Consider the following 25,308-nt stretch of genomic DNA (forward strand, 5'->3'; position numbering starts at 1 on the left):
GTTAGAAGTTGTACGACACACTCGCACCAACAACCCATTGATTTGCACTATCAACAATCGAGGAATCGCTGATACCGCTGCCTAGGCGAGTGTATTGTGTCATTTGGCTCACTTGCCAGTTATCGTTGATTGGCATGACTAGCTTGTAGCCTAAACCATAGCTTACTGTTGAATCACCTTTGTACGCTTTGCGGTTTGCATTTGCTTCGCGTTGTTTTACGCCAAAGTAGTAATCTACGTAGTCTTCACTTTGATAAGTTAGGTTAGCAAAAGGAACAAAATCAACACTACCGAAGTTCATAATGTGGAAGTAAGTCGCGCCCGCTAAGTAACCTTTGTAAGCACCACTGATATCATGTTGAAGGTATGTTGAAATCACATTGTGTTGATCTAACGTAAAGTCAGTGTTCAAACCTAAATCGACAGCAAAGCGACGTTTATCCGTGCCTTTCAGGCTCTTTGCAATATCACCGTCACGCATGACACCACTGCCAACAAGGTAAGCACTCATGTTGATTAATTCATTGGTGTTACCGAAGAAGCGGTAGTTAATGCCACTTAGATCGGCGTTAAAGTCGTCACCATGGTAACCGCCATTTAGAATTGGAGCTGTATTGTATTTTTGATCTTTGAAAAGATCGCTGCCATGAGCCACACCGACTTCCGCGTTCCAGCCACCTTCATTGTTGTAGATGTTACCGTTACGAATATAAGTATCACCAGCAACCGCTGAACCAGTAGCAGTCAGAGTTAGTAGTGCAATTAATGTCTTTTTCATCATTTTTCCGAGTTGTTCTGATTTGTTTTGAACACTGTACAAAATGAAGTTGTAAGCCTCTATCAGCAAAGCGTATGGAAATGTAATGAACCATCAGGATAAGAAGCGGAATGTAAGATCAGAGAAGGAAGATAAGAAAGATAAGAAAGATAAGAAAGACAACCGCCGTCGATGGAAAGAAAAATCCGAGCTGGGGTAGCTCGGATTTAGATTATTTATCAGGTATCGATACGAACTTATTGTTGTTTCGTTAAGTTGTATAACGGTGCTAGGTCACCTGTTACTTTTTCGCCATTCATGTCTAGCTTCATAAGTACATTTTCACCAACAAAGTATTGGTTTGGCGCATCTTCGTTTGTCAACGTTACGATGCTGCCGTTTGCATCCCAAGTGAATTGGCCTTCAGACTTTGACTGACCGTCTTCTTTGTCTTGGTAGCTTTCTTCAAGTACGTAAGTGCCATCTTGATTTAGTGTGATGGTCATGTCGATACCTGAACAATCCGCACATGGAAGCGTACCTTTGTATGTGCCGTTCCAGTCAAGGGCATTTTGTGCGTTATGCTCAGAGTCTACAAATGTTTCTTCAGTGATGACTTGTTCTTCTGCTACTGGCAGCGTGTCAATTGTCTCTGTAGTAACTTCTGCGCTAGTGGTGACTTCAGTTTCCGTCGCTTGAGGTACTTCAACTGCGCTTGTTTCGGCAGGTTTCTCATCTTGACAGCCTGCAAGAATGATTACCGCGCCTGTTAGTGCCAACATTGTTTTTTTCATTTTATCCCTCTTTAAATCAAGATTTTGTATGAGAGTAATAGTAGACATTTATCAGGTATTTGCGTCATCAAAAAGCAATAGAATGATCTATCTATGTCAATAAAACCGAATATGAGTATGAAATTGTCAGGAAAATCAGAACAATGTAAATGTTGATTGGGATATCAAGCTTGAGTCTACAAATAAATATCTAGAGGGGTGGGGGCAGAGATAGTGAAAACAGCCCACATTGCTGTGAGCTGTTTTATTAAATCAGTTAAGAGGCCTTATCGATGTTTGAACGTGAGGTGCTTCGTTTTGTGCTGTCTTCATCAGCGAATAAACCAGCAACAGTACGACGCTCTAATTCACCTTTCAAATGGCCATGCTCATCGACAACGGGCAGTGAGTATTCGCACGACATGGTTTCAGTCAATATTTGCTCAATGGCTGAATGGGGAGAGATGATAGGTACTTCTTCATAGATATCATCATCCCAGCTTGGGGTTTGAGCTAACTTCGTCGCGTCTAGTAACCCTTGTTGCGTTATCACGCCTTGATAGCCTGCATCGGTCACATGATAAGCATAATCACGTTTTACACGTTTCATCTCACTGAGCGCTTCTTCAATGGTTTTAGCGGCAATGTGATATGAAGGTGGCTGCATCACAGTCTCAACCGTCAATGCTCGCGCTCTATTGACGTCTTTTACAAAGGCTTCAACGTACTCATCGGCAGGATGTAGCAATATTTCGTCTGGTGAACCTTGTTGGACAAGCTCACCGTCTTTAAGGATCGCAATGCGATCGCCAAGGCGCAGTGCTTCATCTAAGTCGTGAGTAATAAAAACAATCGTTTTGTGTAACTGCTGTTGCAGTTCTATTAACTGATCCTGCATTTCGCTCCGAATCAGAGGGTCCAATGCTGAGAAAGCCTCGTCCATCAACAGTATTTCGGCGTCGGTAGCCAGTGCCCGTGCAAGGCCCACACGCTGTTGCTGACCACCTGATAGCTGAGCGGGATACTGGTTCTCATAACCCGTTAATCCAACGGTATCCAACCATTCGTTTGCTTTTTCTAAGCGCGCTTCTTTACTTATTCCTTGAATTTCCAAACCGTAAGCGATGTTGTCGATAACAGTGCGATGAGGCAATAAGCCAAAACGTTGAAACACCATCGACATCTTATGACGACGAAACTGCTCTAACTCCTTGTTAGAAAGCTGCATGACATCTACCCCTTCCACCAAAATCTGTCCCATGGTTGGATCGATTAGGCGATTGAAGTGGCGAATCATGGTGGACTTACCTGAACCGGATAAACCCATGATGACGAAAATCTCGCCCTTTTTAATTTGGAGGTTGATGTCTTTTAGCCCGACCGTGTGCCCCGTTTCCGCCAACACGTGTTCTTTACTATGTCCCAACTTGACGCGCTCAATCACGCTGTTGGGTTTGGGGCCGAAGATTTTATACAGACCGCTGATTTCGATAAGTGGACTAGTCATGCTTTAAATCTCCTAGATGGGCTTGAGTGCGTTTCGCATACGCTTGTGAAGCGCGGTCGAAAAGAATCGCTAGGGCGACAATGGCTAGACCATTTAAAAGACCAAGAGTGAAATATTGATTGGTAATCGACTTAAGAACGGGCTGGCCCAAACCTTTTACCCCAATCATCGATGCGATGACAACCATCGACAGTGCCATCATTATCGTTTGGTTGATTCCCGCCATGATGGTTGGCATTGCGAGCGGAAGTTGGACCCCAAAAAGCCGCTGTTTACTGCTGGCACCAAATGCGGTTGCGGCTTCCAACACTTCTTTATCCACCAAACGAATACCCAAATTAGTTAAACGAATAACAGGTGGAATCGCGTAGATTACTACTGCGATGAGGCCAGGAATTTTGCCGATCCCGAGTAACATAACAACTGGGATGAGGTACACAAATGCTGGCATGGTCTGCATGACGTCGAGTAATGGCGTCACAACAGACTGAATACGATTAGAGCGCGCCATGGCGATGCCGATAGGGATCCCGAGTGTGATTGCCAGCATGGTACACACCGTGATAATACTGAGCGTGCGCATTGTGTCTTCCCACATGCCGAAGTAGCCAATCAGGATAAGTGAGCCAAAACATGCGATAGCCAGTTTCCAAGAGCGACTAGCGGCATAAACGAGGGCGGTGCAGACGCCTAAAACAACGACCCAAGGTGTTGAAATAAGCAGTTTTTCAAACCAGACAAGAAATGAAAGGAGCGGATCAAAGAGAGACTCGATAAGTTCACCATATTCACGAGAGAAATCTCGGTAGGCGCCATCGAGTGTTTTGCGAATCGCTCTAAGATCAGAGCGATCCATTTCTGGGAATTCGCTGAGCCAATTCGAGTCAGACATATTTACTTCCTTTTCTGATATATCTAGGTGCCCTCAAGAGACGTGATTCAGCAAGAATGGCTGGGATCGTAGACCAAGTAATGATTGGTGGTTCGATAGGTCCTCCATCTATTGTTTTACCCGTTAGGCTCATTTCAATGCAGTCGACCTGCACTTTATAGTTACTTAGGTAGACACCCTTTTAATAAAATAATCATTAGTGTTCAAATGAATGATTTGATCGGATTATAGTTTTTCTTCTCCAATAAAATGAATACATTAGCGCGTATTTGTATGAAAAGTCTGCGCAAACTAACGTTTTTATTATCTAGATAATTAGAATTGATCTTTTTGCTCGTTTGTCACCAAAGTTTGTAAATTTTTAGATGTCTAATTAATCCTGATGTCTTACGTATTTATCGTGTCGATTTTTGCAAACTTAGTTTATTGGCATATGCTAAAAATGTTATTGGCATATGCCAACTTAAGGCGTAATTTGACCCTGTGTTTTCGAGGGATAATGATGGCAAGACCAAAGATAGAAAGACGAATATGCGGACGTGCTGCACACCATTGTTTCAAACCCAATGGCGTGCCATTTCATCAGTTGGAGCAAGTCGCCATATTACCAGAAGAGCTAGAAGCACTGCGTTTGGCCGATTTAGAGGGTCTTAGCCAGCAGCAAGCTGCTGAACAGATGGGCGTCTCTAGACAAACTTTTGGTAACACAGTAAAAAGTGCAAGATTGAAAGTCGCAAAAAGTTTAGTTGAAGGTCATGCATTAGTTTTTCCGGATGAGGAGTCAAACTTATGATTTATGCTATTCCTAATGATGGTGAGCGGGTGGCAAACCACTTTGTTAAAGCACCATATATTGCTATTTATTCTGATACTGACGGTATGCTAAAAAACTTAGCGAACATTGCTTCGATGCCACAAGCAGGTTGCAATGCGAAGTCTCAGTTAGTTCAGTCTCTGCAAGAGTATAATGTGGAGGCTGTACTTGTACGAAATATCGGTGAACGCGCACTAGAAAAATTACTTCGTAGTGGCACGCAAGTATTCAGGCTTTCTACCCGTAGCTCATTGGAAGATGTACTTGCGGTTCCAAGAGAGCCTCTCATTGAGCCGTCTCAAGGTCGTCCCTCAAACAATCATAAGAAAAATGCTCACAAGCCAAAAGGCGGTTGCGGTTCCTGTGGTTGTGGTGGCAAAAAATCCAAACCCTCCTTGCTGGCAAGACCGAAAGCACCAACAGGGCTGCTTAAAGTGACATCTCGCCCTGCTATACTTAGGCTAAAGACGATGGCTAATAAGGCAGGTTAATATGGTTTGGTTATTTACCTTTCTTGGTTTTCTCGCAATCATTTTGTTGATGTCGCTTGGCGTCATTTTCCACAACAAGCGTATTCAAGGGAGTTGTGGCGGATTGAATAATGTCGGTGTTGATAAGGTGTGCAATTGTGAAACCTCTTGTGCCGAGCCTGAAAGACGTTTGTATCAAATATCCGAACCTAACTCGTCATCTGAGCGCTAAGATCTTTTGCCCATTTCGGTAAGGTGTGTTTAAACCAGTCAATGTATTTACTGGTCTGCGGGTTCTGTCTCGAGACCAGTATGTTCACCACTTCTACCACCATCCACGTTTTAGCTATTGCAATCGTTCTTGCTAAATTACTCGCATCGCCTTGATTTGCCGTCTTGGTATAGGTATGCGCCACAGCAAGATAATCTTCGAATGTGCCCATGCCCTTGACTAGTGGCGCTAAATCTATCGCGATATGCCCTGTCGAAAAACGTTCCCAGTCGAACAGCACCAAATCGCCATTATCTCGTCGCCCCCAGTTCCCGGCATTGGTGTCTCCAGAGATCAAATTTTTGGCGTTGAAAAGCGGGCTGGATTGCTCTTGTAGCTGATAGAAGAACCGCTCTGTTTTTGCGTCTAGTTTGAGCGTGCTTAAAGCTTGGGAAGTGGCAGGTTGTGTCCACTGATGAGGATGATAAACACCATTTGATGTCGGAGATAGTCTATGTATTTTAGCTAGTTGTTCTATCACGCGCGGCTCTTCAAGCAGGAATTCTTGATTGACAGAGTGCGGGATATACTCGATTCGTAACGTATTTTGTTGGTGATCGTAATCAATGAGCTCAGGTACAAGAATGCCAAGTTCATTGAATGGTTTAGCCTGGTGTTGATAAAAAGCGACCTCAACCTGTTCTACCTGCTGTTTTTCAATGAATGAAATGCCGTGTTTTTCTACCAGATAAACTTTGGCACTGCCCATCTGGTTAAGCTCTTGCCTTGACATGAGACATCCTGTTTTTTGATGGTGGAACCTTCACTTACCTTAAACGCGAAAGGTGTGTGCTCCAAGAATACTTAAAGAGAACATTGAAACAAAATAATGCAATGGTTTGAGTATAAAATTGTCGCTAGTGTCTAAATTTTACACAGTGGCTTTTACGCATCGTTAACCACGTTCTACGCTTAATATTCGATTTAAACAAGGAGAACCAATATGGCTGTAATAAAGCAGGATATTCCAAATCGTGTAACGGTTTATCATGACAATGTCGATCAAGAACAAGAGCTGAAAAATGCGATGCTGCCAGAGAAACCGCGCTACTTTAACGGTGCTCCGACTTACAAAGCGAACAGCATCGAAGAGTTTGAAAATAAAATCAGTCAGATCGGTTTGTCTCTCGATAAATAAATTTTAATTTACCTAAAAGCGCCCTCAAAATGAGGGCGCTTTTTTATTTGTATGATTGATTTTAATCGCAGGGAATTAACCTTGTTGAGCACTGCCTTGGCAGACTTGTTTTTGCACTGCTGGTGGCGCGGGCTCGTAATGGCTTAAAGTCATACTAAAACTGCCTTCACCACCCGTGATAGCTCGCAATCGACGAGCGTAATCTTGCAACTCGTTTACTGGCGATTTGGCTTTCAACAACGTGAATTGGCCATCAATCGGTTCGGTGCCTTCTATTAATCCTCGATTACCTGACAAATCCCCAGACACGTCACCGACGTTTGTGGTTGGGACGTGTAACTCCATTTGGACAATGGGCTCCAGCACAATAGGATCAGCGTTGTTGATCGCATCTAAAAAGGCTTTCTTACCTGCGATGACAAACGCAATTTCTTTCGAATCGACGGAGTGATATTTACCGTCATAAACGGTGACTTCCACATCCTTGATTGGGTTGCCGGAAATCGCTCCTTCTTCGAGTACTTGTAAAATACCTTTTTCGACCGCGGGAATAAGCGCGGTTGGAATTGCACCACCCACCACTTTGTTGATGAACTTAAATCCGGCACCGCGCTCGAGTGGGCGAACCTTCAATTGCACTTCACCAAACTGGCCTGCACCGCCACTTTGTTTTTTGTGTCGATAATGCCCTTCGGCAGGTTTGGTGATGGTTTCAAAGTATTCGACGCTTGGTTGGCAGGTTTCGACGTCCAGCTTGTACACGTTCGCCATCTTTTCTAATGCGACTTTGAGGTGAAACTCCCCTTGGCCGCTGATGATGGTTTCGTTGGTGCGAGCGCGATGTTCGATGCGCAGCGAAGGATCTTCACTGGCGATTTTATTCAGCACATCTCCCAATTTTTGCTCATCTCCACGCTTAAGAGGCTTCAAGCACAAAGAATACATGGAGTCAGGAAGGTCCAACGTTTTAAGTTGAACACCATCTTCTTCGTGAGAGTCATGAACGATTGAATCGAATTCGAGATCATCCACTTTGGCTAAAACGCAGAAGTCGCCTGCAAGCGCGCGAGGGATCTCAGTTCTATCTTTGCCCTGCAGTTGATATAAGTGCCCAACTTTAAATGCCTTGTTGCTTTCGCCAATATAAAGCTGGCTGCCCGCATTGATTTCACCCTGATACACACGTAAGTAGGCAAGTTTTCCCATATATGGGTCGACGCTGACTTTGTACACGTGTGCGACGGTGTGCTCTAAGGTTTCGCAATTTACTTTGATTTTTTTGCCGTTCTTTTCCAATAGAGGAGGGTTACCCTCGTTTGGCATGGGCATGATCTCCGCCAAGGTACGAAGCAGAAGCTCGACGCCCGCGCCGGTTTGTGCTGAGACAAAACAGACCGGAATCACATGTCCAGTTCTCAGTGCTTCTTCAAATGGATCATGCAGTTGCTCTGCGGTGAGTTCGGAACCTTATTCCAGATACAGTTCCATCAGTTCTTCATCGACTTCGATAACTTGGTCAATCAAGGTCTCATGAGCTTCATCTACCGTCGCAAGTAAGGTTTCTCGTCCCAATTCTGGTTCGAAATAGCAGTCAACTACAGATTCCCCGTCAGCCGAAGGTAAGTTGATCGGCAAGCAGTGGTCCCCAAAATGCTCAACGATGTTCTCCATCAATCTTTCTAACTGACTACCGTGGTTATCGAGCTTATTGATGATGATCATCTGACATTTTTGCTGCTCTTTAGCAAAGGTGAATAAGCGATCGGAAGTTTGGTTTAGTGGGGTTTGAGGGTCGATGACAAGGGCGGATGTTTCAACGGCAGGAAAGACGCTGATCGTACGGCCAAGTAACTCGTTTTGTCCCGGAGTGTCGATGATATTGAGCCGATGTTTATTCCAGCGCAGTGCGACTGGCGTTGCTTCAATACTGTGTTGATATTGGATGGATTGAGGGTCGAAGTCGGTAACGGTATCGCCTTTTTCTACGCTGCCTAAATGGTGCGTGGCATCGCAGGTGAAGAGCAGTTTTTCTATCAGCGTGGTTTTACCGGTCCCTGTTTGGCCGACAAAAGCGATATTGCGTATTTTGTTGATAGGCATAGAGCCTCCTTGCAAGATGGCGTGAAAAACCTACGAATTGCTAGGAAGTGGGTTGCTATAGAAACCCACGCACTGCATTGGAGTAGGGCGGGATTACCGCCTATTCGTCTTCCATGTCATTTTCCGGATGACTCGATGCATAAGACCACCTTCTTGGACTACTGTAATCTTAGCATGCCGTAATAACCGTATAATTTATGTGACTTATTTCATGATGGGGCTGATTGTTTTTTAATCGAGATCATAAACTCAGAGGTTCTGACTTTTGGAGCAAAACCTCTGGATTGTTTAGGCTATTTGGAAAGAACGATTTCGCCGTCGCGATAAACCAAGCTCGGCGTTACATCTTGTCCGAGCAACACCGGGCCATCAAGATCGACAACGCTCGCCTGAGCAGCAATAGGTAACGCAGCTCGCATTGCCAGCGACGTCCCCAACATACAACCGGACATGAGGCTAAAACCGAGTTTTTGGGCGTCGTCGGCTAGTAATAGTGCTTCTGTGAGCCCGCCCGTTTTATCTAGCTTAATGTTCACCATTTCATATTTGCCAACCAGCTGATGTAATTGCTCTCTGGTGTGACAACTTTCATCGGCGCAAAGTGGAATGGGGTGCGAAATGCTGGCGAGTGCGTCGTCGCAGTTTTGTGGCAACGGTTGCTCGACCATGGTGATATTAAACGGTTCGAGTTGATCAAATACCGTCGCGAGGTCGAGGTTTTGCCACGCTTCATTCGCATCTAAGACAATTTGTGCGTGCGGCGCGGCATCGCGTACTGCTGCAACGCGCTCAATCACGTTGTCACCATCCAGTTTTACTTTTAGCAGTTTTGCGCCTTGGCTAAGGTAAGCTTGCGCCTGTTTTGCCATCGCTTGCGGCGTGTCGATAGAAACCGTCATCGCCGTCACAATCGCCTCGGGTAACGTAAAGAGGTCGTGAACCTGCTGCTTGTGGTTCAAAAGCGCGTGAAGATGCCAAAGCGCGCAATCCAATGCATTTCTTGCCGCTCCTGCGGGCAATAACGATTGAAGCTGGCTTTTGATAGCCATCGCATCAGCTTCGCCTTTGGCGTACAAACTTTGCAGTTCATGCGCGGCGTGAGAAATCGCCTTAATTACCGATTCAACCGATTCACCATAACGAGGGTATGGCGTGCATTCTCCTTGGGCGATCATGCCTCGGTGTTCAATTGTCACGCGGACTACGTGGCACTCTGTCCGACTGCCGCGAGAGATGCGAAATGGTGTCGCCATAGCAATCGTGACGGGTTCTACATGAATTTTCATCTCACTAGTTTTCCCTAAACCGCAGTTATTTTCTAAACCGTAAATGTTTCCTAAATCGTAAGAAGCCTATCTGCAACCGCATCAACGCCAAAACGAACAGGGTCGGTGACGGGCACCTGATATTTGTCGCTCCAATCCTGGCATAACTGGGCAGCATCTTCTTCGCTGATCGCCGAAGTGTTTAAGCAAATACCCACTAATTGAGCTTTTGGATTTGTTAGGCGAGCAGCGGCCAGATTCGCTTCTATCGTTTGTTCAATGGTTGGCAAGCTCGCATGTGGTAAGTTGCGGATGTGTGGGCGACCAATCTCATGGCACAGTACCAGAGCGTCAGCTTGTGCGCCGTGAAGTAAGCCCAAACTTACGCCAGCAAACGAAGGGTTAAACAATGAACCTTGCCCTTCGATGATGTCCCAATCGTGGTCAGTGAAGTCGGGGCTGATCGCTTCTACTGCGCCGGAGATAAAATCGGCAACTACGGCATCAATTGAAATGCCACTGCCTGAGATGAGAATTCCCGTTTGACCCGTTGCTTTGAACTCTGCGCGACAGTTTTTACGCTTTAATGTGTGTTCAATGGCAAGGGCGGAGTACATTTTGCCAACGGAGCAATCTGTCCCTACAGTAAGTACTCGCTTGCCTGCGCGAGCTTTGCCATTGCCGACCTTGAGCGGGGCATCATAATGGCGAACATCATACAGTTTGGTTAATCCGCGTTGTTCTAGATCGGCAAGAGGAGCAAACTCCGCCAAACGTTGGTGCATGCCCGATGCAATTTCAAATCCCATTTCTGCCGCTTCAAGTAAGGTAGCTTGCCAAGCTTCGGGAATGACGCCTCCTGGATTTGTTGTGCCAAGCACCAACGTTTTTGCTCCTTGCTGCTGCGCTTGTTGTAGTGTCATGTCGGTTAAACCAAGCGATACGGTTTCTGGCGTCAGGCGGATTTGGCCAAGACAAATCTCAGGTCGCCATTGGTAAATGCCACGCGCGGTTTTTGCTGCGAGTGGATCGGTTACATCGCCAAGAAAGAGTAGGTAAGGTTGAGCAATTTGCATGATGGTTCCCTTCGTCATTGTTATTGCTCATTAATGTAGCCAGACTGATTTAGGAAACCGAATGCTTATTTGTTAGGCAGGTATAACTTCAAGTTATACCTTTAAACCATCTGTTGTTTTAGGGCGGTGATAAATTGCTTTGTCGCAATGGATTGAGGTGTGTGCTCTGCGAATAAAATAGAGACAGAGAAGGACATGTTTGGCTCCAAAGCATGCACGGATACGGCATCATCTTGGCAATATTGTTTTGCGGTCCATGGGTCTACAATGGCGAACCCTGCTTGGTGTTTCACCAGTTCAGCCGCCGCGGAGTAGCTGCGTACGGTGATGGCATGTTGATAATGCTCGTCACGCGCTGACAAGGTTTGATGCAACAGCAAGCCCAGAGGGTCTCGACTATCTAAACCGATAATGGGTAAATCGTGACTGATGAGTTCTTCTAAAATGACGGTCTTTTCTACGGGTATCGCTGCGCTTTTAGGAGCGATCAGTGCTAAGTTTTCTTTCAATAATACGTGCCCCATGATCGCTGGTGGTGTTTCTTCACCGAACGCGATGGCGACATCCAATTCATGTTTCAGCAACCCGGAGCACAGCTCATCGCGATTGGCCGTTAAGAGCTCAAAGGAGATGCCGTGCTCTTTCGACAACAACGCGACAGTCGGCGCTAACAAGTGTGCGGCCAAAACAGGCGGGGCACCGACTCGTAAATGTTGAGTTCCCTGTTTGACTTTGTTGGTCAGAGAGCGAAATTGTCCGAGTTGTTGATAGACCTTTTCTGCCTCTGGCAATAAGGCTTTGGCTTCTTGAGTGGGAACGAGACGCCCCTTTACACGCTCAAATAAAGCGAAGCTCAGTTGTTGTTCTGTATGGGCGAGAACTCGAGTGACATTAGGTTGGGAAACGTGCAGTAAGCGAGCAGCACCAGACACCGTTCCTGCTTGCATAATGGCGTAAAAGACTTCCAATTGTCTTAAGTTCACTGCGATTTCCTTCTGCTCATGTTGGTCGCCTCAGAATACCTAACCTTGCTGATGAGCGATAGAGGAAAAAAGTGCTGGTGTAGAAAATTAGGAAGACGATTTTGGTTATCTTCTTATCTCGCTTTTTCAATTTCTCAACTTCTCAATTTCTATGCTTCACTTTGCCGCTGCATGAAGGGGCAGGTCGTTAAACGGCTCGACGTCTCGGCTGAGTAATCCCATCAATACCACTGCTAACACCATGACAACAGCTGCTATTGCAAAACCGTATTGTGTTAGCTCGTAATGACTCAACATCGCAATCAGGACGTAACTGAGAGATTGAATGGTGGTGGAAAACATGCTGATGCCGCCATCAACACGACCTCGTTGATGAACCGCTACGGTGTGATGCATCCAGTTGACTCTCGCAATGCGATTTAGCGCATTAAATACGCCAAACAGCGCCGTAAACAACAAGATGATGAGAGGGCTTATCGCAAAACTCATTCCGATAAACGCCAGAGATACCATGACCATCGAAGCAAACATAATGTGGCTATGGGAGGCGCGACTCAGCACTTTGGTGACAAAGAAGCCAGTTAGCAACGAGCCGAGACCAAAACTGATGTTGAACCCTGCAAACCAATCGCCAGAGATGCCTTGTTCAGAAAACCAAATCGGCACCAATTTGCTCGAATACGTCAATGCAGGATAAGAGAGACAAGAGAGCAGAATAAAGCCATAAAAGCGGGGTTCGAGACGGAATATTTGTTGGCTCTCTTTGAGTTGTGCGATGAAAGCGACAGATTTTGATACCCTTAATTGTTGGGTATACGGCGTCAGAATATAAAACATCGCCGCCAAAGCGGATGCGCTGGCTGCAAACAAAGCAAACTCTTTCATTCCCCACATTTCAAGCAAAACAATACCCAACGCACCAGCTCCTAGGGTCGTGGATTGCATTACAATTTCTTGCTGACCCGAAATTTTTGCGTATTCGTGATGCTGATAATTTTCTTGGGTGAAGGCGTTGTTGGTCGTCCATGCAAAATTACTCGAAACCCAATACACCAATTGCGCAAAAGCCAGCAGCCAGTGGGACTCAAAACCCAACCAATAAGCAATGAACACCACCAAAGCCATGCCCGATTGAATCCATTGATTGAGCACGAGTAGTACTTTGCGTGAATGTCGGTCAACTAAAGTGGAAAAGAAAGGCGTTGCCAGAAAAGCAATCGCGGTGCAGCTCAGAGAAACTAAAGCGACGAATGTACCCATGTTAGGTTCGGAAAGCATGACCCATGGCAGCGCCATCATGAATAAGCCAGAGGAGATACTGTCGAAGAAGCGGCCTGCTAAGTACGGCTGAGTTTTATTTTTCATTATGTTTGCCTCAAGTTCCCTTTAGATTTCAAAACGTTGACTTATAACGGTGCTATGTCTGTCGACCAACTTGTTCATTCCGAACGCATTATTTCGAGACCATCTGGGTTTAGCGTTAATTAAGATGGTGCAACTTTAAAACCTCAAGTAAACTTGAGGTAAAGCATTTTTTAACAAAATTGATACACAGGGAGTCAAGGATGGAAATCAGCGTAGGAGAAGTGGCAAAACGTTCTGGAGTGAAAGTATCTGCCCTACATTTTTACGAGCAAAAAGGACTGATTTCGAGCTGGAGAAATCAAGGCAATCAGCGCCGCTACCACCGTAGCGTTTTGCGCCGTGTCGCGGTGATTAAAGCGGCCCAGCAAGTCGGGTTGTCGTTAGAAGAAATCAAACATGCGCTAGATGAGCTGCCGAAACATCAAGCGCCAAACAAACAGCAATGGGAAGTCATGGCGAGCCATTGGCATGAACAGTTGGAGCAAAAAATTCAAAAGCTCAAAGCCCTGCAAAACGATTTGGGCGGATGCATTGGCTGCGGGTGTTTGTCGTTAGAAACCTGCGCACTGCGAAACCCAGAAGATGTGTTAGGCAAAGACCACTCGGGTTCTAACTTAACGTTAGAAGAGTAGGTGTTATTCCTATTCTTTGTCGAAACTGTCCACCACGATCGCGCCCATTGACGCCGGCATTGTGATGACAATGACCCGTTTTATCGCAACCAAAGGCTCATTCATGAGTGGCAGCTTATCAAGACAGAAAAGAACTAACGCCACCACAACGGCCGCAATGAGGTACGCGATAACCACACGAAAAATAAAAATGGATACGCGATTTTTTATGTGGCTTTGGAACACGCTTTGATAGGCGAAAAAACTGAGGAAAATGACAGAAAGGCTTAACAGCATGAGCAGGTTTGCCATTGGCAAGCTTTCACCCAGTCGCCACGCCTCTTCAGAAAAAGAGATGGGGACGGCTAGGGCAAAAGCGCCAACCAACACTTGGCTGGCGTCTTCTAAATTAAAGTGGCTACTCATGCTGCTCATTCCATTATTCGTTTGCTAGGTGTAAGAGCTTTTCAAAGCGCTCGTTACCATGCAGCAATTCGAGGTCTCGCTCTTCGGCAAGCAAGTCACGAATAGATGGACTGTATTCAATAGCGCGTTCCAAGTCTTCAATGGCTTGCTCTTCAATGCCAAGACGAGAGTATGCACAAGCACGTTGATACAGTGCCGGACCATTGGTGTAATCGACTTCAAGTACGCGGTTACAGATGCTCAGTGCCCAGTGGTATTCGTTGATTTCCATCGCGGCGTCTGCTTTGTAAGTCAACGCTTCTAAATCACCTGGGCGAATCAGCAAGATCTCATCATAGATTTCAATACGTTGCTCTGGTGTTTGTGAGCTTTGCGCACGCAACCATAAGTTATGGATCTCGTTGATTTTCTCAATTTCTTTATTGTTTTCACTGATAATGCGAGTTTTGCGTTTTAAATCTCGCTCCAGTGCTACAAATTTCTTCTCGTATTCTTGGGCGATCTTTTCTAATCGTTTATCCGCCATCTCTTTGGTGTTGTGTTTAAACTCACGCAGAGATTGCCAGCCTACAAAGGCGATCAGCGATGCGACACCTGCGATGATGTAGAAGAAGTAGGTTACGGTCACGTTGGCATAGTTCAACGATTTATCCGCAACCGTCAGCTCGCGGTCGGTGATCTCTGTGATCATTCGTTTTTCTAGGCTCTGATAGTCCTGACGCAGTGCTTTTAGCTCATCTAAAATATAGCGTTCCATTAATGGTCTATCTAACAGATCCGATTCTGAATACTTTTCGTCCGATGCCATTGTCGGCAAGGAAAGTATCAGCGAGAAAAAAATACCAATAAATAAGCGCATAAAACGTCCTTTCACGAGAAGAGTACAGATAGACCATGCAACAATAGCAAATAGCACAAACGTTTAGCAAAGTTATTACAAAAGAAATAATTGTCGTCTACGTAAAAGTCATATTCTTGTTGTTTTTCAGTTTGTTCCTGGTGGTTATTTGCCGTGATATCTTTTATCCTCCTTGCGAATTTATGATTAATGGAGTGAGCATGGACGCGCGAGCTAAGGATTACTTAGAGCAGTATCTAAAATTATTATCACCAGAACAAAGAACTGTCGTACCATCAGTTAGTGCTGACTATTATTGTGCCGATGAATACAACGCCAACGTATGCGCCGATTTGGTTCGAATTGGACAGAAAACCGCCTCTTGCAGCATGGAGCTTTGGTATCGAGAGCATGGCGAAACCATGCCACAAGTCGGCCATTTACAAGTCGTCACGAATTGGAACGGGGACCCCGTTTGTGTAATACGAATTACTGATGTCAGCACATGCAAATATGAGGATGTAACCGCAGAGTTTGCCTACGCAGAAGGTGAAGGTGATAGAACCTTAAACTGGTGGCGTGACGCGCATACTGCATTTTTTAAAGCTGAATGCGATGAGTTGAACATAGATTGGCATGAGAAACGTACGCTAGTTTTGGAACGTTTTGAAGTGGTGTATCCAGTCAATTAATCTCTGATAGCAGCACTTATTTGAAGTGCTGCTTTCTTGAGAGACCGCTTTTAGCGCTTGCGAGCGGTCACACTAAACATGTGCCAGTGTTTTGGGCTTCCGACTACCGTGGTTCCGTCTTCATCTCTTTCATTCAATGAAATGAGTTCGTAATCCGCGAATAAACTTTCCACTTCCTTTTTCGTTAATGCGGTAATGTTCGGATGCATTTCTGATGCAACCCAGGAGTCTTTTACTCCTAAGAAATCACCGCAAAAGATACCGCCAGGTTGTAAGGCACTGTCTATTTTGGTCCAAACTTGCTCAAAGCCTTCGTCCGGGCAAAAGAACAAACTGGCATTCGCGATAACCAGGCTGCATTGAGGGTAGTCAAACTCAGTAAAACAGCACTGTGAAATTGAGAAACGCTTCTGGCCTTCAAAGCGTGTTAAACAAGTTTTTACTGCATCTTCATGGCTATCAAATGCGTGAACGTTAAACCCCTGTTCGAGGAGGAAATGACTGTCTCGACCTATTCCGCAGCCAATATCAAGAGCGACTTTGTTCTCGAGTTTCAGTAGGTTTATGGCATTTTCCACGTTTGGGCGGTGAGGTTGGTTTAAAATTTTCTGATAATACTCGTTCCATTGCGCTGACATTGAACTTCCTCGTATTTATTGTGTTTCCCCAAATCTAGTGCCCATTCTTGTTTTGCTTTATCGGGGAGGTTTTGAAACATTGGCAATTGTTATAGCTGCTCTTCAATTGGCAATATGCCGGAGAACCAAGCGCCCATTTTTCGCCATACTCCGGCCTCTGGTTCAGAATCATATTCTTTGCCTGTTTTTATGTCAGTCCAGACAATGTCTCCGTCGCGTAGAGTTAAGGCATAGGCGTTATTCGACAATTGATTCGGCAGTTGTTCTAGAAACATTTGCACATATTCTGGCTGTTCGATAACAACGGCCATTTCGGTATTCAAAGCGGCTGAACGTGGATCCCAGTTCATCGAGCCAACAAACAGAGTTTTGTCATCAATCGTCATTGCTTTTGCGTGTAAACTTGCTCTGCTGCTCCCCGTGAGGCTCCACTTGCTTTTGAGTTTCGCGCTCGCTTTTACTTCCCATAGCTTGACCCCAGCTTCGAGTAGGTCTGTTCGATATTTTGCGTACCAACCATGCACGGCAAACACGTCGTTAGAGGCGAGACTATTGGTCACTATCGTGATATCAACGCCTCGCTTGGCCGCGTTACTCAATGCTTGAGTGCCGACTTCGGTTGGGACGAAATAGGGGGAGATAAGAACAAATGAATGTTCAACACTTTTAACCAGCTCCGTTAAATTATCAATAAGTTGGCTCTCTCGGGTCGCAACTTTATCGGGTAAGTCAAACCATACTTTTGCTTCTCCCCAGTAGAGCTTGAGATTGCCTTGTTTGAGAGCTTGGTACATATCCAGTTTAGTGAAGTCATAACGGCCGGTTGAGAACTTTTCCTCTAGCTGGAGTTTGTCGACCTGCTTTTGAATCGCCAGGTCGGTAATTTGCTGTGAGTCCGGTGTTATCCATTCCATTGGTATCGCATAGGCGCTATTCCAATAGAGGTCGAACTGATCTGCAGTTTGTTGTACCGCCTCACCATAGAGCAGTAGATCAAAATCACCAAATTCGACTTGTGATTCAAAAGAAAAGTACTCATTGCCGATATTCCTACCCCCGACAATGGCAGAAACACTGTCTGCAATCAGAGATTTATTGTGCATACGGCGATTAAGACGTTCAAAGTCACTGGCAAGTGCGAACCAGCGGGAGTCGCGATACTGATGCGGATTGAATAAGCGGATTTCGATATTAGGATGTGCATTGAGGGCAGCCATCACGTCATCGTTTCGCTTTTGCATATCGTCAAGCAACAGCCTTACTCGGACTCCACGCTTTGCAGCTTCATACAAGCGCCACGTTATTAGCTGACTCGTTTCGTCACCACGGTAAATATAGTATTGAAGATCAAGGCTTTTTTGTGCGGACTCGATTAGAGAAGTGCGAGCAAGAAGGGCATCGTGTCCTTGATTTAAAGGAGAAAAGCCAGTGATTGACTTTGGGTCTTTCCCGTAAGCTTCAAAGTACTGTGCAAGCACAGAGTCACCTTGATACCCAAGTTGGAAGCTAGTGGATTTTTCACTGGGATCGTTCAATGACACGGATGAACATGCCGATAAAATTGTGAATAAAGAAGGGAAGAGCAGCTTAGCGAGTGTATGTAACAAAGTACATTTCCTTGTCTTACAGAGTGTTACTTATCAGAAATTATAGACCTAAGTTGCCGCAGCATGCATCCAACAAGGTTGGATAACGGGCTATTAATCAATGAATTGTCATGTTCTCGGGATTAAGTTCACCTTTTTGAACGCAGATAATCATTTATTTTAATTATGATTGTGTCTGAATTGGTCATAATCACTAATATCTGGTGATTATGACCAATAGCACACTGGTTAAAATAGTTGAGTGATAATAACTATTTGAATTTTAATAAATAAATGCCTGGCACGTCCCTTGCTATTCAAAAGAAGAGTTAAGTCAGGGCAACTTGCGAAGTTGGTTAATTTTTTGTTAATTTTATTAACTTTGAATTGGCAATAACTCTGTAGTTAGCAACCGAAAAAGCAAGGTACGCGCTGCTTTGACGTCTATTCAAATGTAATTCCCTCACCATCATGCTTACAGGGAGTCAAAGATTTAATAAAAGCATGGTGATGAAAACAACAATAAAAAAGGATTTTCGATGTTAGCAAAACCCGTATTACGTTGGCTTTTACCTTTCGTTGTCGTTGGTGGCTCTTATGCAGGATATGCCGCAATCGCCGCGACAGCTCCGGAAAAAGAGTCAACCAAAGATGCCATTACAGAGCCTACCGTTCAGGCTTCTTCTCTTTTTCTTACCGATCATAAAGTGGTGATAACCAGCCATGGTGAGTTAGTCCCTTTTGAAAAAACACACCTTTCCGCGCAAGTCAGTGGTGAAGTGATAAGTTGGCACCCTAATTTTGTAACGGGTGGGATCGTGAAACGAGGAGAAGTACTGTTCACGATTGAAAGTGACAACTACGAAGCGTCGGTTTTGCAAGCCGAAGCCAATTTAGCTAGCGCACGTGCGAGCTTAATTGAGGAGCAAGCCAAAGCGGAAGTGGCAAAACGCCAGGCCAAGAGACTGAGCGATAAGCAAGTGACAGACCTGTATTTACGTAAGCCTCACGTTTTGAGCGCGCAAGCGCAAGTGAAGTCGGCTCAAGCAGCACTCAAACGAGCAAAAAGAGATTTAGAAAATTGCAAAGTCGTTGCACCTTACGATGCGCTGGTTGTTGAGCGTGATATTGGTGTTGGTCAATTTGTCACATCGGGCTCTCGAGTTGCCACGCTAAACAACATTGAAGTGGCGGAGGTGCACGTACCAATCGCCGGTTTTGATAGTGCATTTTTACCCGAATCCATTGGTGAGCTCACTGCGACAGTGACGCAGCAAGGTGTATTCTCTACCACTAGAGAAGGTCGAGTGGTTCGTGATTTAGGCATGATTGATAGCGCTACCCGAATGATTAACATGGTCATTCAAATCGCTGACCCATATGGTGTCGATAATCAGCAGCCTCCAATTAAATTTGGCTCCTACGTTGAAGTGAGCTTCACAGGTAAGGAGCTAAAGCATATCTATCGCCTGCCACAGGAATTAGTCAAAAATCGCACGGTATGGGTAGTGAATGGTGAGAATCAACTTCAACCTCGGACGGTAACGGTCTTGAGAGCAGAAGGTGAGTTTTTACTCGTGGGGGAAGGCTTAGAGCAAAGTGATAAGTTGGTACTTACCTTGCCGGAGTACCCTCAAAAAGGCATGGCGGTACAAATCGCAAAAAAGAGTGACGACTCCGAAACCGTCGTACAGTAAGTAGGAGTTTGTCATGGAAGATACTAAACAAAAGGGCTTAATTGCTTATTTTGCGAATAACCCCGTCGCTGCCAACCTTTTGATGGTGTTCATCATCATCATGGGTGTGGTGAGTTTTCTCTTTATTCAAAGGCAGATGTTTCCGAACATTGAGGTGAACTACATTGATGTTCGTGCGACTTATCCTGGTGCTTCTCCTCAAGAAATTGAAGAAAGCATTCTCGTTAAGGTTGAGGAATCGATTAAAGATGTCACCGGGATTAAAAAAACGGTCTCAACGGCCTCTAGAGGTAGCGCGTATGTCTCTATCGAGGTAGACGTTAATGCTGATATCAAGCGTGTCTTGGATGATGTAAATCAACGCATTGATACTCTATCCAACTTACCTGCCGGTATGGAACCGATCAATGTCTACCAAGTTGAGTGGCGTCAAGATGTGATAGAAATGGGGTTAGTTGGGGACCGACCGCTTGAAGAGCTCAAACCCATTGCTAAGCAAGTCGAGGATGAATTACTTCAACTCAAAAATGTCATGTTGGTGTATTTGAGTGCACCAGAGGAAGAGATAGCGATTGAAGTTGATCCACTCGTTCTTCGTAAATACGACTTGACGTTGAGCGATATCAGCAGCGCGATCAGTCGTTATTCTGCCAACTTTTCTGCGGGCGAAGTCAAAACAAACTCAGGGATGATCGCAGTAAGGATTGAAAATCAGTACTACCGTGGTGATGAATTTAGGAATATTCCTGTAAAGCTTGGCGCAAATGGTGCGAAGGTTTTACTGCAAGATATCGCCACGATCAAAGATGGCTTTACGGAAGAAGAGCGCTACTTTGAGTACTCAGGGCAAAATGCGATCTACATGTCTGTTGAAGCGACTCGCGATCAGAACATTATCCCTGTTGCCGAGTCTGTTCGTAATTATATCGAAGCAAAAAATAAGACATTACCGCAGGACGTTAAGCTCAAAGTCTTAGTGGATACGACCTATTATTTAAATGGTCGTCTCGACATGATGTTGAAAAACTTGCTGCAAGGCGCAGTTCTAGTGGCGATCATGCTGACCATTTTCTTGCGCTTTCGCTTGGCAATGTGGGTAATGATTGGGCTGCCAGTATGTTTTCTTGGCGCGGTGATGATGATGCCTGCATTAGGGATCACGGTAAACATCGTATCTCTTTTTGCCTTCATTATGGTGCTCGGTATTGTGGTCGATGACGCCATCGTGATGGGAGAGAGCGCCTACAGCGAAATTGAAGAAAAAGGCGGTGGCGTCGAAAATGTGGTTCGCGGCGTAAAACGTGTTGCCACGCCAGCTACTTTTGGTGTTTTAACCACAATTGCCGTGTTTGCCCCTTTCTTGTTGTCTAGCGGTATTGATAGTGCTTTCTTCTATGGTATCGCGGGTGTTGTGATTCTTTGTTTGATCTTTAGTTTGATTGAATCGAAGTTAATCCTTCCTGCTCACCTTGCACATACTCACTTTAAGCCAGTTAAACCTGGTGGCTGGCGTGACCGATTTAACCAACGTTTTTTTGGCTTTGTAAACGGTACGTATCGTAACTTTGTCACGACATGTACGCATTGGCGCTGGACAGTGTTTGCTGTGTTTTGCGGTTTACTGCTGATCAGCGCGGCTTTGATCAACGCGAATTATGTTCGGGTGATCCCTAACCCTAAAGTGCCTACTGACTATCCTGCGATCACTATTGAAATGAACGATACCGTTTCAAGCGAGCAGACAATCAGCGCTCTCAAGACCATCGAACGTGTGATGCAAAAAATTGAATCAGAGACCATCGCAGAACATGGTCAAGGCATGATTCGTGATGTGCTTTCATACAACAGAAGCCGTACCGAAGGCCGTGTTTTGGTGCCATTGGTTGATGAGGAATTACGCCCGTTCAATACATTTGAACTTGCTCGACGTTGGCGTGAAGCTATGCCAGTTATTCCTGGAATGAAGAGCATCAAAATCCGCGAGCAGAGCGCGGGTGGCGGTGACAGAGATGAGTTTGGTTACTTGCTGTTTGGTTCTAATATTAATGAATTGAACGAGGCTGGGCGTTACTTGATAGAGCGTTTACAGCAGGAAGAAGGGTTATACGATATTTCATCTTCTATTGATTCAGGAAGCAAAGAAGTGCTCCTTTCTCTTGCGCCTGTAGCGTACGATCTCGGACTGGATCTCACCATGATCGCAGAGCAAGTGGGTGGCAGCTTCTACGGTGGTGAAGCACAGCGTCTTATTCGTGATGGTGAAGAAATCAAAGTTATGGTGCGTTACCCGCAACTGACACGTGAAGCATTTTCATCATTACGTTACGCTGTGATTACCACGCCAGCAGGTAAGAAGGTCATGCTGGGTGATGTGGTGAAGATCAACGAGCAGCCGGGCGTGAGTAGCATTCGACGTGAAGGCGGGTATCAAACCGTTTATGTCTATGGTTCGATAGACGAAGAATTGGTTGAACCTCAAGAAGTCGTGAAGGTCATCGACGACAATATCTTACCGGACATGAAGCAAGTCTTCCCGAGTGTGAAAACGGAATTGGGTGGTGATATTGAAGAGCAAGCAGCGCAGCGTAATGAACAGATTCTGTTCTTTATTGCAGGCATGATCATCGTCTACATCTTGTTAGCCGTACCGTTAAAAAGTTATACCCAACCTTTGATTGTAATGTCAGTCATTCCATTTAGTCTGACGGGGGCGATTTGGGGCCACTTCTGGCTAGGTTTGGATATCAGTATGATGTCGACATTTGGTTTGATCGCCGCTGCTGGCGTGGTTATCAACGACTCTCTAGTTATGACAGATTACGTAAACCAAGTGAGAGAAAAGGGTATGAACATCAAACAAGCGGTGGTTGAAGCGGGCTGTGCACGCTTTCGAGCGATCACGCTCACCTCAATAACGACGTTTGCGGGTGTATTGCCGATTATGTTTGAAACGAGCTTGCAGGCGCGTTTTGTCATACCAATGGCTGTAGCTTTGGGCTTTGCGGTGTTGTACGCAACGGTTCTGACTTTAGTGCTGGTGCCTTGTTTGTATTTAATGCTTGAAGATATTAAAAATATTTTCAGATCGATTAAGGGGTTTGTTCATCGCTTTATCAATCGTTTCAGAAAGTCGCCAGTGACGTCGAGCGTTGAAGTAAATACATAGAGTTAACAAGCTTGATGTTAATGATTAGGAGCAGCCTTCGGGCTGCTTTTTTATTTCTGTATTTTGATTCAAAGCAGTTCTAGAGTGGGTTGTTACGTAATTTATTCGATGAAAGAACAGCGAGAAAATCTCCTGATAAGTTATTCTTTTTATGAATACCTTTTGCGTGTTTGATTTCCTTGGTTAATTTAACACTTGGTTAGCGAAATTTACCAGATGGAGATAATGATGAATATATGGTCTTGGTTAAGTTATTGAAAAATAACAAAATAAAAGTTGGCATCGTATGTGCAATATATAAATTGTAACTAAAACGAACTGCTAATCCTCAAGGAGCTTATTATGAAAAGCGTATTTCTATCTACTCTAAGTCTTATTGTTGTAATGTCATCACCAATCGCTGCTGCTAACACTTTAGACAAAGAGGAGTGGAGCTCAGATTTACGTCAGGACTTTTCTGAAATGAAGCATGAAGCTGTAGCAGATATTCAGCAAATGAATATGGATGCCATCCACGCACGCGATGAGCGTATCGTGAAAAACATTAAAGATGAGCAAGAACAGTTAGTAAAGGTAACGTGCCACAAAGAGAAAGCAAGCAAGTCATAACCGCCGATAAAAGAGACTAACAGACGAAAATGAATCCAATACGAGTTCAGTGCTAGTTAGCAGTAAGCACTGACCTTGTTGCTCTACTTGCCAGCCTTTTAAGGCTGGCTTTTTTGTTAAAGGTATACTGTATAATTAGTATCTATGGGTACGTTCCCCCAATAATTGGTAGTTCATGATTAAATGTCTCTTGTTTCAAACGTGACTTAAGGCACTTAACCTTCGTATCAATAGGTGTATATATCTAGTGATTTATCATCGATATGGGGATGAATGTAATTTTTAAAATTGTTGATTTCATTAAATTGGAGGCGATGCTATATATTTGAAATTCAGAAAGATCTAGTCTCCTTGTTGACCTTAATAATACCTTAGTATATGCCTCACTTTTATTTGAAGAGGGATTCGTAATGACTTGGGAGTTTATTGAAAGGAAAGAGGCTTTTGATTATATTGGGCTAAGTAATAAGTCGGTTAATGAGATTGAACAATTCTTACATGGAAGAGTGAGACTTTCAGCTACACTCTTTAGCAATAAAAAACTATACTTATCAAGACAATCCCTCATCATGCTTGCGTCTCTGAATGAATATGATCAGAAGCAAGTTGTCAAAGAAATGTATTTTCTTTCATCTAACCCAAGCACACCGTCTGTAGTTAGACACAAACGTAATCCATTGCTTCGAATATTTCGAACTAGGTATCCCTTCAAAAATTATCATTATTTATTAACTTGTATCCTTAGAGACGGGAAAGTTGTAATTCATGATATAGCTTTTGATCGACAATTGCATGGTAAGTCTATTTTTAAGCATTCACATCAAAGAACCCAAATGTATCATGTGAAGAAAGAAACAGGTAAAAATGGTGAGTATAATGGGGTGCAGAACAATGACGAAGCAAAGTTATTGTTGGCTGAGTGGGACCACACTAAAGCTCAAGTAACTCACCAAGTCAATACGCTTCATGCTACGGTAAATGGAATGCTGAATGATTATGAGAAAGCGGCGACACTGATGGGAGTACATACGCAGGTGGCATATAAAGAAGATAAGCCAACAGAGTATACGTTGTTTCACAACCCTTCTGATAATGCGAAGCTGGATCTTATTGAATGTGTTTATGACAAAACTCGTTTTACTTCGCACAATGCTCAACACCTAGCAGCAGTAATGAAACAATGTGCAGAGCAGGGTAAACAAGTGAAATGGACAGTACATAGTCAAGGTGCCATTATTTTTAACTCTGCGCTTGAATATGTAAGGAAAAAGAATCCGAGCTTAAAACTATTGAATCAACAAGTTGTGGTGCACGCAGGAGGGGCCAATACAACGAAGATAGGAAAAAACGCACAGCATCTTGGTTTGAAGATAAACTACAATAAAACCCGAACGAATCCCTTTGATATTGTCCCAAATATTGCTGCGAGACAAACTCCATTATCGGCAAGTAGTCTCGTTCGTTGTTGTAAATTCTTGGGATTGGTGATGAATGGAGAGGTCACAGAGAGCCCACATACATTACCCTATTTTGGTGTTGAATCCTATCGACGACAACTGATGATGTCTGGTACTAATATGGCTAGTAAACGTTTAAAAGATATTGATGCATATTTAAAGAATAAGAGTTAGAAA

23 protein-coding genes and 1 pseudogene are annotated in these 25,308 nt (G+C 44.5%); 10 read left to right on the top strand and 14 right to left on the bottom strand.

Going from position 1 to position 25,308, the window contains the following annotated elements; genetic code table 11:
* Position 1: 1 nt before the first annotated feature.
* From ompV to NB463_RS04280, 4 genes are all read right to left on the bottom strand, one after another.
* Entirely contained in the window at positions 2–778 is a 777-nt protein-coding gene (ompV, locus tag NB463_RS04265; RefSeq protein WP_258431888.1) for an outer membrane protein OmpV, read from the bottom strand.
* Between the two features lie 236 nt (positions 779–1,014).
* On the bottom strand, positions 1,015–1,551 hold the full coding sequence (locus NB463_RS04270) for a copper resistance protein NlpE (RefSeq protein ID WP_046873821.1): 537 nt from the start codon (positions 1,549–1,551) through the stop codon (positions 1,015–1,017).
* Positions 1,552–1,807: 256 nt separating this feature from the next.
* Entirely contained in the window at positions 1,808–3,037 is a 1,230-nt protein-coding gene (locus tag NB463_RS04275) for a quaternary amine ABC transporter ATP-binding protein (protein ID WP_258431889.1), read from the bottom strand.
* A complete protein-coding gene (locus NB463_RS04280; RefSeq protein WP_046873819.1) occupies positions 3,030–3,929 on the bottom strand; it encodes an ABC transporter permease in 900 nt (299 codons plus the stop codon). The genes NB463_RS04275 and NB463_RS04280 overlap by 8 nt, the downstream gene beginning before the upstream one ends.
* A 502-nt stretch (positions 3,930–4,431) precedes the next feature.
* Between NB463_RS04280 and NB463_RS04285 the strand changes: the two genes are divergently transcribed.
* The 3 genes from NB463_RS04285 to nqrM are packed head-to-tail and all read left to right on the top strand — an operon-like array spanning position 4,432 to position 5,445.
* Positions 4,432–4,722, top strand: a complete 291-nt coding sequence (locus NB463_RS04285; RefSeq protein WP_005392669.1) for a DUF134 domain-containing protein — start codon at positions 4,432–4,434, stop codon at positions 4,720–4,722.
* The gene (locus NB463_RS04290; RefSeq protein ID WP_065646366.1) at positions 4,719–5,234 is read left to right on the top strand and encodes a NifB/NifX family molybdenum-iron cluster-binding protein; all 516 of its coding nucleotides are present in this window, start codon (positions 4,719–4,721) and stop codon (positions 5,232–5,234) included. The genes NB463_RS04285 and NB463_RS04290 overlap by 4 nt, the downstream gene beginning before the upstream one ends.
* A gap of 1 nt (position 5,235) precedes the next feature.
* Positions 5,236–5,445 (top strand): (Na+)-NQR maturation NqrM, encoded by a 210-nt coding sequence (nqrM, locus tag NB463_RS04295; RefSeq protein WP_005392671.1) that lies wholly within the window; start codon positions 5,236–5,238, stop codon positions 5,443–5,445.
* Here nqrM and NB463_RS04300 read toward each other — a convergent pair.
* Positions 5,423–6,217 (bottom strand): aminoglycoside phosphotransferase family protein, encoded by a 795-nt coding sequence (locus NB463_RS04300; RefSeq protein ID WP_258431890.1) that lies wholly within the window; start codon positions 6,215–6,217, stop codon positions 5,423–5,425. The genes nqrM and NB463_RS04300 overlap by 23 nt on opposite strands.
* Before the next feature lie 210 nt (positions 6,218–6,427).
* On the opposite strand from NB463_RS04300, the gene NB463_RS04305 reads away from it, so the two are divergent.
* Positions 6,428–6,622 (top strand): hypothetical protein, encoded by a 195-nt coding sequence (locus NB463_RS04305; protein WP_005392673.1) that lies wholly within the window; start codon positions 6,428–6,430, stop codon positions 6,620–6,622.
* Between the two features lie 75 nt (positions 6,623–6,697).
* Here the strand turns inward: NB463_RS04305 and fusA are convergent.
* From fusA to NB463_RS04330, 5 genes and pseudogenes are all read right to left on the bottom strand, one after another.
* Positions 6,698–8,722, bottom strand: a pseudogene (gene fusA / locus NB463_RS04310) (elongation factor G).
* Between the two features lie 293 nt (positions 8,723–9,015).
* Complete coding sequence (gene dgcA, locus NB463_RS04315) at positions 9,016–10,008, bottom strand: N-acetyl-D-Glu racemase DgcA (protein WP_258431891.1); 993 nt, start codon at positions 10,006–10,008, stop codon at positions 9,016–9,018.
* A gap of 50 nt (positions 10,009–10,058) precedes the next feature.
* The gene (gene dgcN, locus NB463_RS04320) at positions 10,059–11,063 is read right to left on the bottom strand and encodes an N-acetyltransferase DgcN (protein WP_258431935.1); all 1,005 of its coding nucleotides are present in this window, start codon (positions 11,061–11,063) and stop codon (positions 10,059–10,061) included.
* Positions 11,064–11,164: 101 nt separating this feature from the next.
* Positions 11,165–12,046, bottom strand: coding sequence for a LysR family transcriptional regulator (locus NB463_RS04325; protein ID WP_257081041.1), 882 nt, complete (start codon positions 12,044–12,046; stop codon positions 11,165–11,167).
* A gap of 156 nt (positions 12,047–12,202) precedes the next feature.
* Entirely contained in the window at positions 12,203–13,411 is a 1,209-nt protein-coding gene (locus NB463_RS04330; protein ID WP_258431892.1) for an MFS transporter, read from the bottom strand.
* A gap of 200 nt (positions 13,412–13,611) precedes the next feature.
* Here NB463_RS04330 and soxR point away from each other — a divergent pair, with 200 nt between their 5' ends.
* Positions 13,612–14,043, top strand: coding sequence for a redox-sensitive transcriptional activator SoxR (gene soxR / locus NB463_RS04335; protein ID WP_005392679.1), 432 nt, complete (start codon positions 13,612–13,614; stop codon positions 14,041–14,043).
* A gap of 9 nt (positions 14,044–14,052) precedes the next feature.
* Here soxR and NB463_RS04340 read toward each other — a convergent pair whose 3' ends face one another.
* Together NB463_RS04340 and NB463_RS04345 are read right to left on the bottom strand one after the other, a co-directional pair.
* Positions 14,053–14,448, bottom strand: a complete 396-nt coding sequence (locus NB463_RS04340) for a DUF2391 family protein (RefSeq protein ID WP_005373896.1) — start codon at positions 14,446–14,448, stop codon at positions 14,053–14,055.
* Positions 14,449–14,461: 13 nt separating this feature from the next.
* Positions 14,462–15,307 carry a tetratricopeptide repeat protein gene (locus NB463_RS04345; RefSeq protein WP_258431893.1) on the bottom strand — a complete coding sequence of 282 codons (846 nt, stop codon included), beginning with the start codon at positions 15,305–15,307 and terminating at the stop codon, positions 14,462–14,464.
* A 200-nt stretch (positions 15,308–15,507) separates the two neighbouring features.
* On the opposite strand from NB463_RS04345, the gene NB463_RS04350 reads away from it, so the two are divergent.
* Positions 15,508–15,978: an ASCH domain-containing protein gene (locus NB463_RS04350; protein ID WP_258431895.1), complete on the top strand. Its 471-nt coding sequence runs from the start codon at positions 15,508–15,510 to the stop codon at positions 15,976–15,978.
* Positions 15,979–16,028: 50 nt separating this feature from the next.
* Here the strand turns inward: NB463_RS04350 and NB463_RS04355 are convergent, their stop codons facing one another.
* Positions 16,029–16,616 (bottom strand): class I SAM-dependent methyltransferase, encoded by a 588-nt coding sequence (locus tag NB463_RS04355; protein WP_145534410.1) that lies wholly within the window; start codon positions 16,614–16,616, stop codon positions 16,029–16,031.
* Positions 16,617–16,705: 89 nt separating this feature from the next.
* Positions 16,706–18,223: a phospholipase D family protein gene (locus NB463_RS04360; RefSeq protein WP_053808079.1), complete on the bottom strand. Its 1,518-nt coding sequence runs from the start codon at positions 18,221–18,223 to the stop codon at positions 16,706–16,708.
* A gap of 518 nt (positions 18,224–18,741) precedes the next feature.
* On the opposite strand from NB463_RS04360, the gene NB463_RS04365 reads away from it, so the two are divergent.
* From NB463_RS04365 to NB463_RS04380, 4 genes are all read left to right on the top strand, one after another.
* Complete coding sequence (locus NB463_RS04365; protein ID WP_258515969.1) at positions 18,742–19,899, top strand: efflux RND transporter periplasmic adaptor subunit; 1,158 nt, start codon at positions 18,742–18,744, stop codon at positions 19,897–19,899.
* 13 nt (positions 19,900–19,912) lie between these two features.
* Positions 19,913–23,065, top strand: coding sequence for an efflux RND transporter permease subunit (locus NB463_RS04370; RefSeq protein ID WP_258431897.1), 3,153 nt, complete (start codon positions 19,913–19,915; stop codon positions 23,063–23,065).
* 342 nt (positions 23,066–23,407) lie between these two features.
* On the top strand, positions 23,408–23,674 hold the full coding sequence (locus tag NB463_RS04375; RefSeq protein ID WP_046873807.1) for a hypothetical protein: 267 nt from the start codon (positions 23,408–23,410) through the stop codon (positions 23,672–23,674).
* Between the two features lie 410 nt (positions 23,675–24,084).
* Positions 24,085–25,305: an alpha/beta hydrolase gene (locus tag NB463_RS04380; protein WP_258431898.1), complete on the top strand. Its 1,221-nt coding sequence runs from the start codon at positions 24,085–24,087 to the stop codon at positions 25,303–25,305.
* Positions 25,306–25,308: the final 3 nt, after the last annotated feature.

Source organism: Vibrio sp. RM-41-2B, assembly GCF_024744415.1.
Classification (GTDB): Bacteria; Pseudomonadota; Gammaproteobacteria; order Enterobacterales; family Vibrionaceae; genus Vibrio; species Vibrio diabolicus.

What these genes read in the sequence shown, in the direction of transcription:
- ompV (WP_258431888.1), bottom strand. Translation starts at nt 778, where the DNA reads ATGAAAAAGACATTAATTGCACTACTAACTCTGACTGCTACTGGTTCA.
- NB463_RS04270 (WP_046873821.1), bottom strand. Translation starts at nt 1,551, where the DNA reads ATGAAAAAAACAATGTTGGCACTAACAGGCGCGGTAATCATTCTTGCA.
- NB463_RS04275 (WP_258431889.1), bottom strand. Translation starts at nt 3,037, where the DNA reads ATGACTAGTCCACTTATCGAAATCAGCGGTCTGTATAAAATCTTCGGC.
- NB463_RS04280 (WP_046873819.1), bottom strand. Translation starts at nt 3,929, where the DNA reads ATGTCTGACTCGAATTGGCTCAGCGAATTCCCAGAAATGGATCGCTCT.
- NB463_RS04285 (WP_005392669.1), top strand. Translation starts at nt 4,432, where the DNA reads ATGGCAAGACCAAAGATAGAAAGACGAATATGCGGACGTGCTGCACAC.
- NB463_RS04290 (WP_065646366.1), top strand. Translation starts at nt 4,719, where the DNA reads ATGATTTATGCTATTCCTAATGATGGTGAGCGGGTGGCAAACCACTTT.
- nqrM (WP_005392671.1), top strand. Translation starts at nt 5,236, where the DNA reads ATGGTTTGGTTATTTACCTTTCTTGGTTTTCTCGCAATCATTTTGTTG.
- NB463_RS04300 (WP_258431890.1), bottom strand. Translation starts at nt 6,217, where the DNA reads ATGTCAAGGCAAGAGCTTAACCAGATGGGCAGTGCCAAAGTTTATCTG.
- NB463_RS04305 (WP_005392673.1), top strand. Translation starts at nt 6,428, where the DNA reads ATGGCTGTAATAAAGCAGGATATTCCAAATCGTGTAACGGTTTATCAT.
- dgcA (WP_258431891.1), bottom strand. Translation starts at nt 10,008, where the DNA reads ATGAAAATTCATGTAGAACCCGTCACGATTGCTATGGCGACACCATTT.
- dgcN (WP_258431935.1), bottom strand. Translation starts at nt 11,063, where the DNA reads ATGCAAATTGCTCAACCTTACCTACTCTTTCTTGGCGATGTAACCGAT.
- NB463_RS04330 (WP_258431892.1), bottom strand. Translation starts at nt 13,411, where the DNA reads ATGAAAAATAAAACTCAGCCGTACTTAGCAGGCCGCTTCTTCGACAGT.
- soxR (WP_005392679.1), top strand. Translation starts at nt 13,612, where the DNA reads ATGGAAATCAGCGTAGGAGAAGTGGCAAAACGTTCTGGAGTGAAAGTA.
- NB463_RS04340 (WP_005373896.1), bottom strand. Translation starts at nt 14,448, where the DNA reads ATGAGTAGCCACTTTAATTTAGAAGACGCCAGCCAAGTGTTGGTTGGC.
- NB463_RS04345 (WP_258431893.1), bottom strand. Translation starts at nt 15,307, where the DNA reads ATGCGCTTATTTATTGGTATTTTTTTCTCGCTGATACTTTCCTTGCCG.
- NB463_RS04350 (WP_258431895.1), top strand. Translation starts at nt 15,508, where the DNA reads ATGGACGCGCGAGCTAAGGATTACTTAGAGCAGTATCTAAAATTATTA.
- NB463_RS04355 (WP_145534410.1), bottom strand. Translation starts at nt 16,616, where the DNA reads ATGTCAGCGCAATGGAACGAGTATTATCAGAAAATTTTAAACCAACCT.
- NB463_RS04365 (WP_258515969.1), top strand. Translation starts at nt 18,742, where the DNA reads ATGTTAGCAAAACCCGTATTACGTTGGCTTTTACCTTTCGTTGTCGTT.
- NB463_RS04370 (WP_258431897.1), top strand. Translation starts at nt 19,913, where the DNA reads ATGGAAGATACTAAACAAAAGGGCTTAATTGCTTATTTTGCGAATAAC.
- NB463_RS04375 (WP_046873807.1), top strand. Translation starts at nt 23,408, where the DNA reads ATGAAAAGCGTATTTCTATCTACTCTAAGTCTTATTGTTGTAATGTCA.
- NB463_RS04380 (WP_258431898.1), top strand. Translation starts at nt 24,085, where the DNA reads ATGACTTGGGAGTTTATTGAAAGGAAAGAGGCTTTTGATTATATTGGG.